16 protein-coding genes, 2 pseudogenes and 1 riboswitch are annotated in these 16,209 nt (G+C 63.9%); of the genes and pseudogenes, 14 read left to right on the top strand and 4 right to left on the bottom strand.

Features of this window, described 5'->3' with window-relative positions; all coding sequences use genetic code 11:
- Nucleotides 1-7 precede the first annotated feature (7 nt).
- The 8 genes and pseudogenes from ACVWW3_RS03660 to ACVWW3_RS03625 all read left to right on the top strand — a co-directional run bounded on the left by ACVWW3_RS03660 (nucleotide 8) and on the right by ACVWW3_RS03625 (nucleotide 8,979).
- Nucleotides 8-766, top strand: coding sequence for an enoyl-CoA hydratase-related protein (locus ACVWW3_RS03660; protein ID WP_456650901.1), 759 nt, complete (start codon nucleotides 8-10; stop codon nucleotides 764-766).
- 51 nt (nucleotides 767-817) lie between these two features.
- The gene (locus tag ACVWW3_RS03655; protein ID WP_456650902.1) at nucleotides 818-2,476 is read left to right on the top strand and encodes a bifunctional metallophosphatase/5'-nucleotidase; all 1,659 of its coding nucleotides are present in this window, start codon (nucleotides 818-820) and stop codon (nucleotides 2,474-2,476) included.
- 136 nt (nucleotides 2,477-2,612) lie between these two features.
- The gene (locus tag ACVWW3_RS03650) at nucleotides 2,613-3,542 is read left to right on the top strand and encodes a histone deacetylase family protein (protein ID WP_247441835.1); all 930 of its coding nucleotides are present in this window, start codon (nucleotides 2,613-2,615) and stop codon (nucleotides 3,540-3,542) included.
- Between the two features lie 73 nt (nucleotides 3,543-3,615).
- Nucleotides 3,616-3,868 (top strand): annotated as a pseudogene (locus ACVWW3_RS03645) (exodeoxyribonuclease VII small subunit).
- A gap of 593 nt (nucleotides 3,869-4,461) precedes the next feature.
- Nucleotides 4,462-6,391: pseudogene (dxs, locus tag ACVWW3_RS03640) on the top strand (1-deoxy-D-xylulose-5-phosphate synthase).
- 33 nt (nucleotides 6,392-6,424) lie between these two features.
- The gene (locus tag ACVWW3_RS03635; protein ID WP_456650903.1) at nucleotides 6,425-6,979 is read left to right on the top strand and encodes a nucleoside 2-deoxyribosyltransferase; all 555 of its coding nucleotides are present in this window, start codon (nucleotides 6,425-6,427) and stop codon (nucleotides 6,977-6,979) included.
- Between the two features lie 25 nt (nucleotides 6,980-7,004).
- On the top strand, nucleotides 7,005-7,739 hold the full coding sequence (locus ACVWW3_RS03630; protein ID WP_456650904.1) for a TlyA family RNA methyltransferase: 735 nt from the start codon (nucleotides 7,005-7,007) through the stop codon (nucleotides 7,737-7,739).
- Nucleotides 7,732-8,979 (top strand): class I SAM-dependent RNA methyltransferase, encoded by a 1,248-nt coding sequence (locus ACVWW3_RS03625; protein ID WP_456650905.1) that lies wholly within the window; start codon nucleotides 7,732-7,734, stop codon nucleotides 8,977-8,979. The genes ACVWW3_RS03630 and ACVWW3_RS03625 overlap by 8 nt, the downstream gene beginning before the upstream one ends.
- 59 nt (nucleotides 8,980-9,038) lie before the next feature.
- Here the strand turns inward: ACVWW3_RS03625 and ACVWW3_RS03620 are convergent, their stop codons facing one another.
- Complete coding sequence (locus ACVWW3_RS03620; protein ID WP_456650906.1) at nucleotides 9,039-9,641, bottom strand: hypothetical protein; 603 nt, start codon at nucleotides 9,639-9,641, stop codon at nucleotides 9,039-9,041.
- A 98-nt stretch (nucleotides 9,642-9,739) separates the two neighbouring features.
- Here ACVWW3_RS03620 and ACVWW3_RS03615 point away from each other — a divergent pair, with 98 nt between their 5' ends.
- Nucleotides 9,740-9,964, top strand: a complete 225-nt coding sequence (locus tag ACVWW3_RS03615; protein WP_456671872.1) for a hypothetical protein — start codon at nucleotides 9,740-9,742, stop codon at nucleotides 9,962-9,964.
- A 63-nt stretch (nucleotides 9,965-10,027) separates the two neighbouring features.
- Here the strand turns inward: ACVWW3_RS03615 and ACVWW3_RS03610 are convergent, their stop codons facing one another.
- Together ACVWW3_RS03610 and ACVWW3_RS03605 are read right to left on the bottom strand one after the other, a co-directional pair.
- Complete coding sequence (locus tag ACVWW3_RS03610; RefSeq protein ID WP_456650907.1) at nucleotides 10,028-10,660, bottom strand: hypothetical protein; 633 nt, start codon at nucleotides 10,658-10,660, stop codon at nucleotides 10,028-10,030.
- A 133-nt stretch (nucleotides 10,661-10,793) separates the two neighbouring features.
- The gene (locus ACVWW3_RS03605; protein ID WP_456671871.1) at nucleotides 10,794-11,711 is read right to left on the bottom strand and encodes a DUF1194 domain-containing protein; all 918 of its coding nucleotides are present in this window, start codon (nucleotides 11,709-11,711) and stop codon (nucleotides 10,794-10,796) included.
- Between the two features lie 274 nt (nucleotides 11,712-11,985).
- Nucleotides 11,986-12,063, top strand: a riboswitch (Fluoride riboswitch).
- Between the two features lie 137 nt (nucleotides 12,064-12,200).
- On the opposite strand from ACVWW3_RS03605, the gene ACVWW3_RS03600 reads away from it, so the two are divergent.
- From ACVWW3_RS03600 to clpS, 5 genes are read left to right on the top strand one after another with little or no spacing between them, the layout of a single operon-like run.
- Nucleotides 12,201-13,409, top strand: coding sequence for an MFS transporter (locus tag ACVWW3_RS03600; RefSeq protein WP_456650909.1), 1,209 nt, complete (start codon nucleotides 12,201-12,203; stop codon nucleotides 13,407-13,409).
- A gap of 19 nt (nucleotides 13,410-13,428) precedes the next feature.
- Complete coding sequence (gene crcB, locus ACVWW3_RS03595; RefSeq protein ID WP_456650910.1) at nucleotides 13,429-13,818, top strand: fluoride efflux transporter CrcB; 390 nt, start codon at nucleotides 13,429-13,431, stop codon at nucleotides 13,816-13,818.
- 6 nt (nucleotides 13,819-13,824) lie between these two features.
- On the top strand, nucleotides 13,825-14,253 hold the full coding sequence (gene crcB, locus ACVWW3_RS03590) for a fluoride efflux transporter CrcB (RefSeq protein WP_456650911.1): 429 nt from the start codon (nucleotides 13,825-13,827) through the stop codon (nucleotides 14,251-14,253).
- 2 nt (nucleotides 14,254-14,255) lie between these two features.
- Nucleotides 14,256-14,597, top strand: coding sequence for a DUF190 domain-containing protein (locus tag ACVWW3_RS03585; protein WP_247348056.1), 342 nt, complete (start codon nucleotides 14,256-14,258; stop codon nucleotides 14,595-14,597).
- A gap of 43 nt (nucleotides 14,598-14,640) precedes the next feature.
- Complete coding sequence (gene clpS, locus ACVWW3_RS03580) at nucleotides 14,641-14,946, top strand: ATP-dependent Clp protease adapter ClpS (protein ID WP_247441851.1); 306 nt, start codon at nucleotides 14,641-14,643, stop codon at nucleotides 14,944-14,946.
- Between the two features lie 3 nt (nucleotides 14,947-14,949).
- Here the strand turns inward: clpS and ACVWW3_RS03575 are convergent, their stop codons facing one another.
- A complete protein-coding gene (locus tag ACVWW3_RS03575) occupies nucleotides 14,950-16,140 on the bottom strand; it encodes an adenylate/guanylate cyclase domain-containing protein (protein WP_456650912.1) in 1,191 nt (396 codons plus the stop codon).
- Between the last annotated feature and the right edge of the window lie 69 nt (nucleotides 16,141-16,209).

Below are 16,209 nucleotides of genomic sequence, written 5' to 3'. Positions count from 1 at the left end.
GCCCCTTATGCCGAATGGCAATATCGTCGTCACCGAAGAGCGTGGAACGCGCGTGATCACCCTGCGCCGGCCGAGCAAGAAGAACGCCATCACGCAGGACATGTATCGCGAGATGAGCCGCGCCATCGACACGGCGCAGAACGATCCCGACATTCGCTGCATGATCATCACCGGCGGCTCCGGCGTGTTCACCGCGGGCGACGATATCGACGATTTCATGCACGCCGACACGTCTCGCCCCGAGACGCTGACGGACGGAGCGAGATTCCTCTATTCACTCGCCCTGAACGTCAAGCCAATCATCGCTGCCGTGGATGGCGCGTCGATCGGCATTGGCACGGTGATGTTGTTTCACTGCGACTACGTGCTCGCATCCACGGCAGCTACTTTTTCCGCACCTTACATCCGTCTTGGGCTGGTCCCGGTCGGGGCTTCCAGCCTGCTGATGCCGAACACGATGGGGTACCAGCGCGCTTTTGCGATGTTGGTGATGGGGCGGACTTTCACCGCCGCGGAGGCCCATACCGCAGGCTTCGTCAACGCGGTGGTGTCATCGGGACACACCGAGGTCGAGGCCCGCAAAGTGGCGCGCGAGATTTGCAAGCTTCCGGCCGAGGCGGTCGCGATCTCGCGCAAATTGTTGCGCGCCGCGCCGGAAGAGCTCACCCGCCGTATCGACCAGGAAGCCCATCTGTTCGGCGAGCGGCTGAAGTCGGAAGAAGCCACCGCCGCGTTCAACACGTTTGCGGACAGGAAGAAAAAATAGGGTACCGAGAACTTTGGTGAAATCTTCGTGCGCAACGACTAGTCTGGTTCCATGCGACACGTTCTCCGCCTGACCGCCTTCTCGCTCACGCTCGCCACCCTGCCCGCGTCCGCGCAAACTGCCCCACCCGTTGAGCTGCGCATTCTCGCCCTCAACGATTTCCACGGCAATCTGCGCCCGCCGCCGGGCGGCATCCGGATCAGTGATCCCGAGGATAGGTCCAGGAAGGTGATGGTGGCGGCCGGCGGTGCCGAATACATGGCGACGCTGGTGAAGCAGCTGCGCGAGGGACACAAGAACACGATCTTCGTCGCCGCCGGCGATCTGATCGGCGCGAGCCCGTTCCTGTCGGCGATGTTCCACGACGAGCCTTCGATCGAGGCGCTCTCGATGATGGGGCTCGCGATCACTTCGGTCGGCAATCACGAATTCGACGAGGGCAAGACCGAGCTGTTGCGGATGCAGAACGGCGGTTGTCATCCAGTCGACGGCTGTCAGGGGCCGCATCCCTTCCTCGGCGCCAAATTCCACTATCTCGCGGCGTCCACCATCGAGACGGCGACCGGCAAGAGCGTGCTGCCGCCTTACGAGATCAGGGAGTTCGAGGGCATCCCCGTCGCCTTCATCGGACTGACCTTGAAAGAGACCGCGGGCATCGTCTCGCCATCAGGCATCACCGGCCTTGAATTCCGCGACGAGGCCGAGACGGTGAATGCGCAGGTCGCGCAGCTGAAGGCGCGTGGGGTCGAGGCGATCGTGGTGCTGATCCACCAGGGCGGCGAGCCGGCCGGCGACTACAATGAATGCCCTGCTATTACGGGACCGATCGTCGACATCGTCAAAAAATTCGATCGCGCCGTCGATGTCGTCGTCAGCGGCCACACTCATCGAGCTTATGTTTGCCAGGTCGACGGGCGGCTCGTCACCAGCGGCGACAAATACGGCACGCTGGTCACTGCGATCGACCTCAAGCTCGATCCGGCAACGCGCGACGTCGTCAGCGCCAGGGCCGAGAACGTCATTGTTGCCAATGCCTCGCTGCCAAAGGATCCCGAGCAGACCGCGTTGATCGACGCATACGACAGGCTTTCGGCGCCGATCGCCAACCGGCCGGCCGGATCGGTGACGCAGACGCTGTCACGGATTCCGAACGAGGCGGGCGAAAGCGCGCTCGGCGACGTCATCGCGGACGCGCAGCTCGCCGCGACCAGGGACGCCAAGGACGGCGGCGCTGTCGTCGCGCTCACCAATCCCGGCGGCATCCGCACCGACATCGTGCCAAAGGAGAACGGCGCGATATCCTTCGGCGACGTTTTCGCGAGCCAGCCGTTCCGCAACCGGCTCGTCACCATGACGCTCACGGGCAGCCAGCTCAAGGACATGCTGGAGCAGCAATGGCTCGACCCGAAGCGGCCGCGGATTCTCCAGGTCTCGAACGGATTCAACTATGCCTGGGATGCGGCGAAGCCGTTCGGCGAGCGCGTCCTCGCCGACAAGATGACGCTCAATGGAAGGCTGATCGAAGCTGGAAGCGGCTACCGCGTCACTCTCAACGATTACCTCGCAGTCGGTGGCGACGGCTTTACAACCGCCAAACTGGGCACGGAGCCGCAATATGGCGGCTACGACGCTGACGCGCTGTTCGCGTTCTTCAGGGCGTACGGACCGATCGGGCCGTTGCCGCTGAGCCGCATACTGCGCGTGAATTGATCCGGATTAAACGGATCGGTCCAGGACCACCCTTTGCCATTCCCGGGGGAACGCATAGATTGGGTTTTGCATTTGCGTTTTGGCGCCGGATGCGCCAAGCGACGTCGAGAGCCCGCATTTCCATGAGGCCGACCTGATGAGTACGCTTCTCCTCTCCCACAAGGCCTGCCTCGACCACGTCACGCCGCCGGGACACCCTGAAAGGCCGGACCGCCTGCGCGCCGTGGAGGAAGCGCTGTCGCATGAGCGCTTCCAGTTCCTGGTGCGCGACCAGGCGCCGGAGGGCGATCTCGATCTCGTTACGCTCTGTCACAACGAGGACTACGTCACGGAGCTGCGCCACATCGCGCCGACCAGCGGCCAAGTCTATATCGACGGCGACACCTCGATGTCGCCGGGCACGTGGGAAGCGGTAATGCGCGGCGTCGGCGGCGCGGTCGCGGCGACCGATGCGGTGATGGCGGGCGAGCATCGCAACGCCTTCGTCGCGGTACGCCCGCCCGGCCACCACGCCGAGATCGGCAAGCCGATGGGCTTTTGCTTCTTCGACAACGTCGCAATCGCCGCGCGCCACGCGCAGCGCAAATACGGCATCAAGCGCGCGGCCATCGTCGATTTCGACGTGCATCACGGCAACGGCACGCAGGACATTTTCTGGTCGGACCCGACCGTGATGTACTGCTCGACGCACCAGATGCCGCTGTTTCCGGGCACCGGCGCGAAAGGCGAGCGCGGCGACCACGACACCATCGTCAACGCGCCGCTCGCCTCCGAGGATGGCGGGCCGGAATTCCGCATTGCGTTCGAGAATTTGATCCTGCCGCAGCTCGAAAAATTCAGCCCGGAGTTGCTCGTCATCTCCGCCGGCTTCGACGCGCATTATCGCGATCCATTGGCGTCGCTGAATTTGCGCGCCGAGGATTATGCATGGGTGACACGCAAGCTGATGGACCTCGCCGACAAGAGCGCCGGGGGCCGCGTTGTTTCTGTGCTCGAAGGCGGCTACGATCTGCAAGGATTGAAAGAATCTGTTACGGCGCATGTCGGCGCCCTGATGGGCGCCTGACGCACCCGCCACATTACGCCCGCAAAACCCTGCTTTTTCTGATCTGAAGCGAATCGGGCAATCGGAAACTTATATGGCCGAAAATACCCAAATCGACATTTCCAGGCTGACCTTCGAACGCGCCATCGAGGAGCTCGAAACGATCGTGAAGCGGCTCGAGGACGGCAAGGTGCCGCTCGAGGAATCCGTGACGATCTACGAGCGCGGCGAGGCCCTGAAGCGCCGCTGCGAGGAGTTGCTGCGCCAGGCCGAGGCGCGCGTCGACAAGATCACCACCGATGCGAGCGGCCAGGCCCACCGGCACCGCGCCGCTCGACGTCCAGTAAGGGCGCCGCACTTCAAAGCCGACCGTCTCAAGCATCCGCCGCCCCGCAATTTTTCACGATCGCACGCCGATCTCCCGATCATGAGGCCCGGCAGCCAGGCGGGAACCCCACGAATTTGCCTGCGCGGAAGCGCTCCGGCTCCGCAAATCCGGTCGAAACGACCTCCCTCTCGGCTGAAATCCTGCCGAAGAACCGGGCAAAACTGGAACTCTTCCGCTCCCGCCACGATTAACCACTCTGGCCCGCCAGTTGCACCGGCATGCCCCGTAAGCCGGCCAGCGGGTTGGCTTTGGCCCAAGCTTTGGTGTAAAGCTGCGCGCAGTGTGGCTTTTTGTAAGCCTTGTGTGGGCACCGATTACCGACAACAAGAGCTTCAAACTGCTGATGAAATTGGTTGGGACGGACGAAGCCGACCTACGTGACATGGATCACAGAGACTGAACCGGAGCGCACTTAGGCTCACCTAAGCTTGAAGACGGGGCGTTGCCCCATGCAGGTGGCTCCGACGGTTTAAGGACTCGCGCTGCGCCGATATTGTGCAAACCCATCGCGCGCCGGAACGATCTTCCGGCGCTGACAAATTGGAAATCGCCGTGAACGCATACAGTAAGACGCCGCTTCTCGACACCATCCGGACGCCGGATGATTTGCGCAAGCTCAAGATCGAGCAGGTTCGTCAGGTCGCCGACGAGCTGCGGCAGGAGACCATCGATGCTGTTTCGGTCACCGGCGGTCACTTCGGCGCGGGCCTCGGCGTGGTCGAACTCACCACCGCGATCCATTACGTCTTCGACACGCCGCGCGACCGGCTGATCTGGGACGTCGGCCACCAGGCCTATCCGCACAAGATCCTCACCGGCCGGCGTGACCGCATCCGCACGCTGCGCACCGGTGGCGGCCTGTCCGGCTTCACCAAGCGCAGCGAGAGCGACTACGATCCGTTCGGCGCGGCGCATTCCTCGACCTCGATCTCTGCCGGCCTTGGCATGGCGGTCGCGCGCGACCTCTCCGGTGGCACGAACAACGTTATCGCCGTGATCGGTGACGGCGCGATGTCAGCCGGCATGGCTTACGAGGCCATGAACAATGCGGGCGCGATGAATTCGCGCCTGATCGTCATCCTCAACGACAACGACATGTCGATCGCGCCGCCGGTCGGCGCGATGAGTGCCTATCTGTCGCGGCTCTACTCGGGCAAGACTTATCGCACGTTGCGCGATGCGGCCAAGCAGATCAACAAGCGCCTGCCGAAGATCCTTGCCAACCGCGCCAACCGCGTCGAGGAATACTCCCGCGGCTTCATGATGGACGGCGGCACTCTGTTCGAGGAGCTCGGTTTCTATTACGTCGGCCCGATCGACGGCCATAACCTCGACCATCTCCTGCCCGTGCTGAAGAACGTCCGCGACATGGAGACCGGCCCGATCCTGGTCCACGTCGTGACCCAGAAGGGCAAGGGCTACGGTCCGGGCGGAAGCTTCCGCCGACAAGTACCACGCCGTCGTCAAGTTCGACGTCGCGACCGGCACCCAGGCCAAGTCCAAGCCGAATGCGCCGGCTTATCAGAACGTATTCGGCGCGAGCCTCGTCAAGGAAGCCGAAAAGGACGACAAGATCGTCGCCATCACCGCGGCGATGCCGTCCGGCACCGGCGTCGACATCTTCAACAAGGCGTTTCCCGACCGCACCTTCGACGTTGGTATCGCCGAGCAGCACGCGGTGACCTTCGCCGCAGGTCTTGCGACCGAAGGCTACAAGCCGTTCTGCGCGATCTACTCGACCTTCCTGCAGCGCGGCTACGACCAGATCGTGCATGACGTCGCGATCCAGAACCTGCCCGTCCGCTTCGCCATCGACCGCGCCGGCCTCGTCGGCGCCGACGGCGCGACGCATGCCGGCTCGTTCGACAACGCCTATCTCGGCTGTCTGCCGAACATGGTCATCATGGCACCGTCCGACGAAGCCGAAATGGTCCACATGGTCGCAACCCAGGTCGCGATTAACGACCACCCGAGCGCGCTGCGCTATCCGCGCGGCGAAGGCCGCGGCGTCGAAATGCCCGACGTCGGCGTTCCCCTCGAGATCGGCAAGGGCCGTGTGGTCCGCGAGGGCAGCAAGATCGCCCTGCTCTCCTTCGGCACGCGCCTCGCCGAATGCGAGAAGGCGGCCGACGAGCTCGCCGCTCACGGCCTCTCCACCACGATCGCCGACGCGCGCTTCATGAAGCCGCTCGACACCGAGCTGGTGCTCAAGCTCGCCCGCGACCACGAGATCCTGATCACGATCGAGGAAGGCTCGGTCGGCGGTTTCGGTTCGCATGTCGCCCAATTCCTGACCGATCAGGGCGCGCTCGACAGTGGCATGGTGCGGTTCCGCTCCCTGGTGCTGCCCGACGTGTTCCAGGACCACGATACGCCGGCCGCGATGTATGGCCGTGCCGGTCTCGATGCCAAGGGCATCGTCGCCAAGGTGTTCGAGGCGCTCGGCAAGGACGTCAAGGCCGAGACGGTCAAGCTCGCCTAACAGCGAGCTTCGACCTTCTGGGAAGCAGCTCTCATGAAAATCTATCTGGCGGGCCCCGACGTGTTCCTGCCAGATGCGGTCGAGATCGGCCGGCAGAAAGCCGCGATCTGCGCCGCTCACGGCCTCACCGGCCTCTGTCCCCTCGACAACGAGATCGACCTCGCCGTGCCTGATGCGTCGCGGCAGATCTTTTGCGGCAACGAGGCGATGATGGACGCGGCCGATGCCATCATCGCAAACCTCACGCCGTTCCGCGGCGCCGGCGCCGATCCCGGCACCGTCTACGAGCTCGGCTACATGGCCGGCCGCCGCAAGTTCTGCCTCGCCTATTCCAACGACGGCGCTGCCTATGCCGACCGCGTCGGGCGCTTCGTGGATGTGACGTCCGAAGAGGGGCGGCTGGTCGACGCGCAGGGGCTGACGGTCGAAGACTTTGGACTCGTCGACAATCTCATGATGATCCACGCGTTGGAGCTGCATGGCTGCCCGCTGGTGACGCCGGCGCAGATGCCGATCGACGTCTGGCACGATCTTGCCGCCTTCGAGGCTTGCGTCCGGATGGCAGCCGCGCGATTGATCGCTATATAAGCGCAAATTCTCTTTCGGAGAACCGATGTCCCCTGCCCGCAAGCGCGCGGATGTATTGCTGGTCGAGCGTGGCCTGTTCGAGAGCCGGGCGCGGGCGCGCGCGGCGATCGAGGCTGGGCTCGTCACTGCCGATGACAAGCAGGTCGCAAAACCGTCGGAGACCATCGCCGAGGATGCGGTGATCCGGGCCGAGCCCGCACACCCCTATGTCTCCCGCGGCGGCGTCAAGCTCGCCGGCGCGCTTGAGCGCTACAGAATCGAGATCGAGGACCATGTCTGCCTCGACGTCGGCGCTTCCACTGGCGGATTCACCGAGGTGCTGCTGGCGAACGGCGCGAGCCTCGTCTTTGCCGTCGATGTCGGCACCAACCAGTTGCATCCCTCGCTGCGCGGTCACTCCAAAATCGTGTCGATGGAAGAGACCGACATCCGCGCCTATGATGGCAAGCGCTTGCCGGCGCGGCCCGATGTCGTCGTTATCGACGTCAGCTTCATCTCGCTCAAGACGGTGCTGCCCGTGGCGCTATCCCTGGCGGCCGCACCGATGAGCCTGCTGGCGCTGATCAAGCCGCAATTCGAGGCGGACCGGAAGCACAACAAGAAGGGCATCATCCGGGACGCCGCCGTGCGTCAGGAGATCTGCAACGACATCGCCGCCTTTGCCGCCTCGCTCGGCTGTACCGATATCGAAGTGTTCCCGTCGGCAATCACCGGCGGCGACGGCAATATCGAATTCTTCCTGGGCGCGCGACGTGGTTGAGCGCGTGAAGATTGATCACGTCGGCCATCGTGGCGACGGCGTCTCGCGGGCTGCGGGTGATGCGGTCTATGTACCCTACACGCTCGGCGGCGAGACCGTCGAGGTCGGCCGCGTCGCCGGCAACCATCCTGACCGCCGCATGCTGCTGGCGGTGGATGTCGCAAGCCCGGAGCGCATCACACCGTTCTGTCCGCATTTCGGCGTCTGTGGCGGCTGCGCGATCCAGCATTGGGCGACTGAACCGTATCAGGTCTGGAAGCGCGGCATCGTGGTCGAGACGCTGGCGCAAGCCGGCATCGACTGCGAGGTGGCGCCACTGGTCGACGCCCACGGCGCGGGCCGCAGGCGCGTCACGCTGCACGGACGGTTCGGCACGCATGACATCCTCAAGGTGGGTTTTTCTGCTGCTAGCTCACACGATGTCATCCCGATCCATCGCTGCCCGATCCTCGATCCCGGGCTCGAGGGTGCGCTCGATGCGGGTTGGGCACTCTCCGAGCTGCTGACGTCGAAGATGTCGGTGACAAAGCCGCTGGACATCCAGGTCACTGCCACCGCCAACGGTCTCGATGTCGATTTGCGCGGCTCCGGCCCATTGCCAACGCCACTTGTGACGGCGCTGTCGCGCGTCGCCGAGCAGCACCGCCTGGCGCGGCTAACGCGGCATGGCGAGCTGGTGCTGCAACGCCTGGCGCCGACCCTGCAGATGGGTCGCGCCGAGGTGACGCTGCCGCCGGGCTCGTTCCTGCAAGCAACCGTTGCGGGCGAAGAAACGCTGGCGTCTCTCGTCGCGGAGCGCATCGGCAAGGCCAAGAACGTACTAGACCTCTTCTGCGGCGTCGGCCCGTTTGCATTGCGGCTCGCCGAAAAGGCCCGCGTCACCGCCCATGACAACGACGCCGGCGCCATTGCAGCGCTCGAAAAAGCCGCGCGCACGCCGGGGCTCAAGCCGATCAAGGCCGAGCCGCGCGACCTGTTCCGCCGCCCTCTGGTGCCGCCGGAGCTGCGCGACTTCGATGCCGTGGTGTTCGACCCGCCGCGCCAGGGCGCGCAGGCCCAGGCGTTGAAGCTCGCCGCGAGCAAGGTGCCCGTGGTGGTCGCGGTCTCCTGCAACGTCGCGACCTTTGCCCGCGACGCACGGCTCTTGATCGATGGCGGCTACAGGATCGACGGCGTCGTGCCGGTGGACCAGTTCCGGCATACGCCGCATGTCGAGCTGGTGGCGCGCTTTACGCGCTAGTTCTTATGTTTGAGGGTGCACTTTTCGGGAAACCGCGGCACACCTTCCGGGGTCATGCTCTACCGCCGAAGGACGCCCAATGCCGGCGACTCGCCGGGCAGTATCGACGAGTTGATGTCGCTGTCCATGTTTCCCGATTGCTGCTGAATGAAACCGGCGCCGAACGACAGACTGAGGTTGGAGGTCGGCTTGAACTCGACACCTGCAAATGCGCCGTAGCCGGGCGAGGCGCTGGAGGTGAGCGGCGCAAGCGAGCTGCCAATGCCGCCACTGTATTTCAGCGTGTCGAAACCGGCAAAGAACGTGACGGGCATGCCGCCCACGGCCTTGGTGTTGTAACCAAACTGCGTGCCGTCATAAGAGAGCGCGCTGAAATTGCCGACGGAGGCGCTCTGGCTGAGACCGTTCAAACCGAGACTGCCGCGTTCGCTCCCGACAAAGAACCCGGGACGAAAATCGTAGCTTCCGTCTGCATCGGCGGCCTTGAAGCTTGGAAAATTACCGTAGGCAGCGGCGCTTTGGCTGCTAGTTCCGCCAAAGCCGAAAGCACCGCCCGGTATCCAATACCTCAGAGGCGCCACTTGTGCATGAGCCGTTGCTCCGCCGAGGCAAAGCACGGCGAAGACAGTTGCGAGGGCGCGTGGAGCTGCGAGACTGAGCATTCAGGTGACCGTCAAGGAAGTGCGGAAATTATACGCGACGGTTGCCGCGAATGCCAGTGGAGCTGACACGCCCGGGCGTCGTTCCATTCAACTCCCGCATGCGTTCCCGAGCTCTTGCACGGTTCGCACCGCGCCAAGAAGGGCTCCGACGAATCTACCGCGCGGCGCAACAGAAATTCGACGAGCGCGGCATCATCACCCCACCTCCGGATATCATCGGCCTGATTGGCTATTGCGACCTGGTCTCGATGACGCTGATCACCATGCAGACGGAAGCGCCGAACAACAGCGTGCTGCCACTGCGACCGCTCGCCGCCAAGTAGCCGGGGCGTTCGATTGCAGTACCGCGGCGCTGACATCATGCCGCAGCAAACGACGGTGAGACGTTAAGCGGTCTTGTCCACTGAGGACGATGTATCCGCCGGTGGATATTTCGTCACCGGCACCATGAACGACTTGTTGCCGACCTGGTAGATGATCTTGCCGTTCTGCCCGTCATCGGTCGCAATCTGCGCCTGCCCGAACATGATGACATTCTTGTAGACGGTGCCGGTGCCCTGCCGGGTGACGCCGTCCGTGGTGACGCTGACCTGGGCCTCGTTGCCGTTGACCCCGAGCACACGGAAGCTCGCGCTCTTGCCATTGTCACTGGAATAGCCGCCCCAGCTTCCCATCAGACGGCTGTCCGAGGCCGGCGGCGCCTGCTTATCCAGCGTCGCGGTCTGCTTGCCAGCGCCCGCGGAGGACAAGAGCACCAAACTCTTGCCGTCCTTGGTGCCGACCGTGATGTTACCGAAGGTGAGAAGCGCGCCACTGACCTCGCCAAAGCCGCGCTCGGTGTGTCCGTTATGGGTGTACTCGACCTGCGCCCGGGCACCGCGGATGTTCACGACCTTGAAGCCGACGGGCTGGTTGTTGCCCGCCCAATTGCCCTTCCAGTCACCGAGCAGGGCGCTCTGGTGATAAACCCGCTCGTTGGCGGGCGAAATCTGGCTGGTGCTCGACGTGACGATGGCCATTTGATTGCTCGGCGGATTTGTCTGACAGGTCCGCTTCGTTCGCGCCCCGACAACAAGGTCAGAACTTTATCCGGAAACAATTGAAAACAGCCAATTAGGGCCACGCGACGGTTAACGCATGGTTAAAATTCTATCAGAAGCAAATAGGGCAAAACGTCTCATTCGGCGGTAGCGCGTTTAGCGCCCCCACCCAGCGGTCCGACCAGATCTTTTCGCCGATCATGCAGTTCACACGCGGCTCCTTGTCCTTGCCCGCAACGCGCATCACCGGACGCTCCGGCATACGGCCCGCAACCTCCATCAAGAGCTTTGTACGGATGGCTTCCTTGAACTTGTCGCGGTCCTTGATCGTAATCACGAAGGAACCGGGGCCGCCGATGACGCAGTCCTCATAGTAGAAGTCGAGATTGTCAATATCCATGGTCGAATAGGACGGCTCCTTGACCATGATCGGCAGGCCGTTGATGACGATGCCCTTCTCGATCGCTGCATCGCGCGCCACCGTGACCGGAGTGCCATTGTTGTTGGGACCGTCGCCGGAAATGTCGATCACGCGCCGCAAGCCCCGATAGGGATCTTCATCGAACAGCGGCATCGCGAAAGTGATCGCGCCGGAGATCGAGGTGCGCGAGGCACGACGGATCGGCGTCTTCAGGATTTCGGCGGCGACGGCATCGGCGGTCTCCGGTCCGTCGATCAGCCGCCAGGGAATGATGATCTTCTGGTCGGTCGAGGCGGCCCACTCGAAATAGGTCACGGCGATCCGGCCGTTCGGACCCAGCTTCAGCGCCTGCAAGAATTCCTTCGACTGGATCGCCTGGGCATAGCCTTCGCGCTGGATCGCGAGTTCGTCCATGTCCATGGAGTAGGATACGTCGACCGCGAGGATCAGCTCGACATCGACCGTCTGCACGTCCTTGTCGGCTGCTTGCCGCTGCGGCTGATTTTTAGGCGACTCGAATTTGGGTCCTGGTGCCGCGATGCCAGCGACGTCCCCTCCGGCAAACATGCCGGTCACCAGCACAACCCCGATCGAGAACAGCAAGCGCATCGCAGCCTCCCGTCGTATGACGCGATGGTGACATGCAAACGCCTTGCCGCAAAGTCCGAAGATCGCTTGCGCTTCACATTCCAGTTAGGGATTTGCGAGTTGGGATTTGCGTCGCTTTACGCAAAGCTGCCGCCATGTTGCCGCGCTCGCGCCGCTGGAACTGCGCGATCGCCGGCGCCGTCATGCCGTCGCTCGCGGTGCGCTCCCGGAATGACGGGCCACTGGACAGAGCGCCCCGCCCATTTGTCCGGCGTGATTTCCATGCTAGGCTGGCCGCACAGATGGGGATGGAGTCCCCCGATAACCGCCCGGCGGCCTGTGACCGTAGTGGGCTAATGACTCCTGCTTGAGGAGGGGCAACATGAAGCCTCTGCCTTTGGCGGGAGCATGGACAAACCCGCCGCTGGCGGGTTTTTTGTTGCCTGGACGCGAAGGCCAAGGAGCAGGCCCAAGGGGAGGCCAAGGAGAAGGCAAGGAGAAGTCTTGGACGTGACGACGACGACACCGATTGCTGCGCGTGCGGGGCTGCCCAGGGGAATCTGGGTGCTCGGCTTCGTGTCGATGCTGATGGACGTCTCCTCCGAGATGATCCACGCGCTGCTGCCGGTCTATCTCGTCACCGTGCTCGGCGCCTCCACGCTCACGGTCGGCTTCGTCGAGGGCATTGCGGAGGCGACCGCCTCGATCACGAAAATCTTCTCCGGCGCATTGTCCGACTGGCTCGGCCGGCGCAAGCTCCTTGCAGCGCTCGGCTACGGGCTAGCAGCGCTGACAAAACCGCTATTCCCGCTTGCCCCCAGCGTCGGATGGCTGGTTGCCGCGCGCTTCATCGACCGCGTCGGCAAGGGCATTCGCGGCGCGCCGCGCGATGCGCTGATCGCCGATATCGCACCCATCGGCCTGCGCGGCGCGAGCTTCGGCCTGCGGCAGTCGCTCGACACCGTCGGCGCGTTCGTCGGGCCGCTCGTGGCGATCGCCCTGATGTGGTGGACGGCGGACAATTTTACGGCGGTGTTCTGGGTGGCGGTGCTGCCGGCTTTCCTGTCGTTCGGACTGATCGCGTTCGCGGTGAGTGAACCGGAGCCAGATCCGAGCCGGGAGCTTGCAAAAAACCCGCTCAATCGCGCCGCGATGCGGCAGCTCGGATCCACGTACTGGCGCGTTGTGGCGGTCGGCGTGGTCTTCACGCTCGCGCGTTTCAGCGAGGCCTTTTTGATCCTGCGCGCACAGCACATTGGGCTGAATGTGATGTGGGTGCCGGCCGTGCTGGTGCTGATGAACATCGCCTATGCGTTGTCGGCCTATCCGGCCGGCGTGCTCTCGGACCGGATCAACCGCACCGGCTTGCTCGCGCTCGGCCTCGTCTTGCTCGCCGGCGCCGATCTCGCGCTCGCGCTGTTACCAAGCCTTGGGGGCCTCGCACTCGGCGTCGTGCTATGGGGGCTGCATATGGGATTGACGCAAGGCCTGCTCTCGGCCCTCGTCGCCGACGCCGCGCCACCGAGCTTGCGCGGCACCGCGTTCGGCTATTTCAACCTGTTCACCGGCCTTGCCTTGCTGGCCGCAAGCGTGATCGCCGGCGCGCTGTGGGATACTTATGGTCCGGCCGGCACGTTCCTGGCCGGGCTCGGCTTCGCGCTGGTCGCGCTTATGGGGCTGTTCGCCGTCGGCAACGGGCTGGCAACGGAGCAAAAATGATGACGGGGGGCTGTTTGTCGTGCTGAGCGGAGTGCTTGCGATCATCATCGGCAGCGTGCTGGGCGGCTGTGCGCGCTATTTCGTCTCCGGCGCGATCGCGCGACGGATGGGCGAGACGTTTCCATGGGGCACCATGACCATCAACGTCACCGGCGCCTTCCTGATCGGGATTTTTGGCGCACTGGCGACCCATCCCGGCTCGGCCTTCGCCACGCCCAATCCATGGCTGTTCGCGGTGACCGGCTTTCTCGGCTGCTACACCACGGTGTCCTCGTTCAGCCTGCAAACGCTGACGCTGGCGCGGAACGGCGAGCCGATGCACGCGTTTGGCAATGTCGTGTGCTCGGTCGGGCTGTGCCTTGCGGCCGTCAGTTGCGGCTTCCTCCTCGCGGACACTCTGGGAGTCTAGAGGCAGATGAAGTCCCCCTCCTCCGCCGATCGCCGGCGCACCGCGATGCTCTATGCCTGGGTTGCCGCCGGCAGCATCGTCGGCGGGCTCACGCGCTACCTCGTCGGGCTCGCGCTCGACACCGGCCCCGGCTTCCCCGTCGCGACGCTGTTCATCAACGCCACCGGCTCGCTGATCATCGGCTTCTACGCGACGCTGACCGGGCCCGACGGCCGCGTGCTGGCGCGGCCCGAGCACCGGCAGTTCGTCATGACCGGGTTCTGCGGCGGCTACACGACCTTTTCGACCTTCAGCCTTGAGACCTTCCGCCTGTTCCACGACGGCATGAAATATACGGCGCTCGCCTATATCGCGGCGTCCGTCATCTGCTGGCTGGTATCGGTATGGGCAGGCCATATGATGGCCAGCCGCACCAACCGCTTGACAAGGAGCTGACCATGCAAATTCCCAATCAGGCAGTTTCGCTCCGGATCTTCATTGGCGAGAACGACCATTTCGACGGCAAGCCGCTCTATGAAGCGATCGTGATGACGGCGCGCGAGCGGCATCTGGCCGGCGCCACCGTGCTGCGCGGTCCGATGGGCTTCGGAAAGTCGAGCCGGCTGCACACTTCGAAAATCCTGCGGCTGTCGGAAGACCTGCCGCTGCTGATCGAGATCGTCGACAGCGAGGACAACATCAACGCATTCCTGCCCTTCCTGGATGGCATGATGTCGAGCGGCCTGATCACCTTGGAGAAGGTGCACGTCCTGCAATATGGTGAGAAGGCCGCGCGCTGAGCGCGCCGGCAGGAACCCGAGCCCGCCGTATCCGGGAGGCGGAATGAACGACACCGTCATCAAGCCGAAAACCAGGACGAAGACCAAGGTCGAGCGGCCGAAGCTGCACAAGGTCATCCTGATCAACGACGACTTTACGCCGCGCGAATTCGTCACCATGATCCTCAAGGCCGAATTCCGGATGACCGAGGATCAGGCCTACAAGGTGATGATCACCGCCCACAAGCTCGGCGCTTGCGTGGTCGCGGTGTTCACCAGGGACGTCGCCGAGACCAAGGCCACCCGCGCAACGGATGCCGCCCGCACCAAGGGCTATCCGCTGCTGTTCACGACGGAGCCGGAGGAATAGCACTCAGTCGACCAGCGCCGGCGCTTCATCCGCGAGCCCGTACACGCGCTGCGCCTTGGAAAATCCCGCGATCGGGAATTCTCCGAGCTCGTGCCAGTCGTGTTGGCAGACATTGGCAAAGCCTTCCGAGGCCACGATGGTCCGCCCTAGCCGACCCGTGATCTTCTCGAGCCTGGCGGCAAGGTTGACGGCGGGGCCGATGCAGGTGAAGTCGAGGCGGTTGCCGCCGCCAATATTGCCGTAGAGGATGTTGCCGACATGGAGCGCGACGCCGAAGCGGAAGCGCTCGATGACGTCGCCGACCGGAAAGGCGAGCGCCTCGACGCTGGCGCGGGATTCGCGCGCCGCCTCCAGCACGCGCGAGCAGACATGGGCGGCATCGCCGACATATTCGTCGATCGGAAACACCGCGAGCAAGCCGTCGCCCATGAATTTCAGGACCTCGCCGCCATGGCCGCGGATCGCGGTGACCTGGCAGTCGAAATAATGGTTGAGGATCTCGACCACGGTCTCGGCCGGCAGCCGGTCCGACAGCGCGGTGAAGCCGCGCAGATCCGAGAGCCAGATCGCAGCCTGCATGGTATCGTTGTGGCCGCGGCGGATCTGGCCGCCGAGGATACGCGCGCCGGCGCGATTGCCAACATAGGTATCGAGCAGCATCTCGGCGGTACGGCGCAGGCTGATGATCTCGCTGACGCGCGCAAGCGGTGCCATGAGGGTGCGGATCGCCGCGATGTCGTCATCGCTGAAGCCGCCGGGATCCCGCGTGACCCAGCTCGTTGCGTGGATAGAGCCATCGAGATACGGCATCGGCACCGCGATATAGTCGGTCACCCCTTCGGCGCGCATGTCATCGAGGAACGGAAAGCGCTTGCTGTCGGGGTCGTCCATGCGGCCCCTGACCTCGATCCCCTCTTCGAACACGATACGAAGCGGGCTCCTGGCGAATTCGGGCGTGTCCAGGATATCGAAATCGACGGTCCCGATCTCGACCTTCTGACCTTCCCGCCAGATGAAATTGCGGCCGAAGATTTCCGGATGCAGCGTACGAATGAAGATGCCGAACCGCCACAGCGGCAAGCCGGCTGCGACCAGATGTTCGCAGACGTCGGCGATCATCTCCGACGGGGTCCCCGATGACCTGGCGCCGTCGATCAACCAGTTGGTGATGCGCTGGAGTTGGGCGTTTTGCATGTCCGCATTTGCGGACGAAGTTGTGGGATCGTCAAGCTGCGCGGTGGGCTGGTGGCGCGACACTAGCGA

It is taken from the genome of Bradyrhizobium sp. LM2.9 (assembly GCF_054056555.1).
This window is presented reverse-complemented; position numbering and strand designations above follow the sequence as displayed.

Excerpts from the sequence above, each read along its gene's own strand:
- crcB (WP_456650911.1), top strand. The coding sequence starts at position 13,825 with ATGAAGTCCCCCTCCTCCGCCGATCGCCGGCGCACCGCGATGCTCTAT.
- ACVWW3_RS03605 (WP_456671871.1), bottom strand. The coding sequence starts at position 11,711 with ATGCGCTTGCTGTTCTCGATCGGGGTTGTGCTGGTGACCGGCATGTTT.
- clpS (WP_247441851.1), top strand. The coding sequence starts at position 14,641 with ATGAACGACACCGTCATCAAGCCGAAAACCAGGACGAAGACCAAGGTC.
- ACVWW3_RS03630 (WP_456650904.1), top strand. The coding sequence starts at position 7,005 with ATGTCCCCTGCCCGCAAGCGCGCGGATGTATTGCTGGTCGAGCGTGGC.
- ACVWW3_RS03655 (WP_456650902.1), top strand. The coding sequence starts at position 818 with ATGCGACACGTTCTCCGCCTGACCGCCTTCTCGCTCACGCTCGCCACC.
- ACVWW3_RS03650 (WP_247441835.1), top strand. The coding sequence starts at position 2,613 with ATGAGTACGCTTCTCCTCTCCCACAAGGCCTGCCTCGACCACGTCACG.
- ACVWW3_RS03615 (WP_456671872.1), top strand. The coding sequence starts at position 9,740 with ATGCGTTCCCGAGCTCTTGCACGGTTCGCACCGCGCCAAGAAGGGCTC.
- ACVWW3_RS03610 (WP_456650907.1), bottom strand. The coding sequence starts at position 10,660 with ATGGCCATCGTCACGTCGAGCACCAGCCAGATTTCGCCCGCCAACGAG.
- ACVWW3_RS03585 (WP_247348056.1), top strand. The coding sequence starts at position 14,256 with ATGCAAATTCCCAATCAGGCAGTTTCGCTCCGGATCTTCATTGGCGAG.
- ACVWW3_RS03660 (WP_456650901.1), top strand. The coding sequence starts at position 8 with ATGCCGAATGGCAATATCGTCGTCACCGAAGAGCGTGGAACGCGCGTG.
- ACVWW3_RS03620 (WP_456650906.1), bottom strand. The coding sequence starts at position 9,641 with ATGCTCAGTCTCGCAGCTCCACGCGCCCTCGCAACTGTCTTCGCCGTG.
- ACVWW3_RS03575 (WP_456650912.1), bottom strand. The coding sequence starts at position 16,140 with ATGCAAAACGCCCAACTCCAGCGCATCACCAACTGGTTGATCGACGGC.
- ACVWW3_RS03635 (WP_456650903.1), top strand. The coding sequence starts at position 6,425 with ATGAAAATCTATCTGGCGGGCCCCGACGTGTTCCTGCCAGATGCGGTC.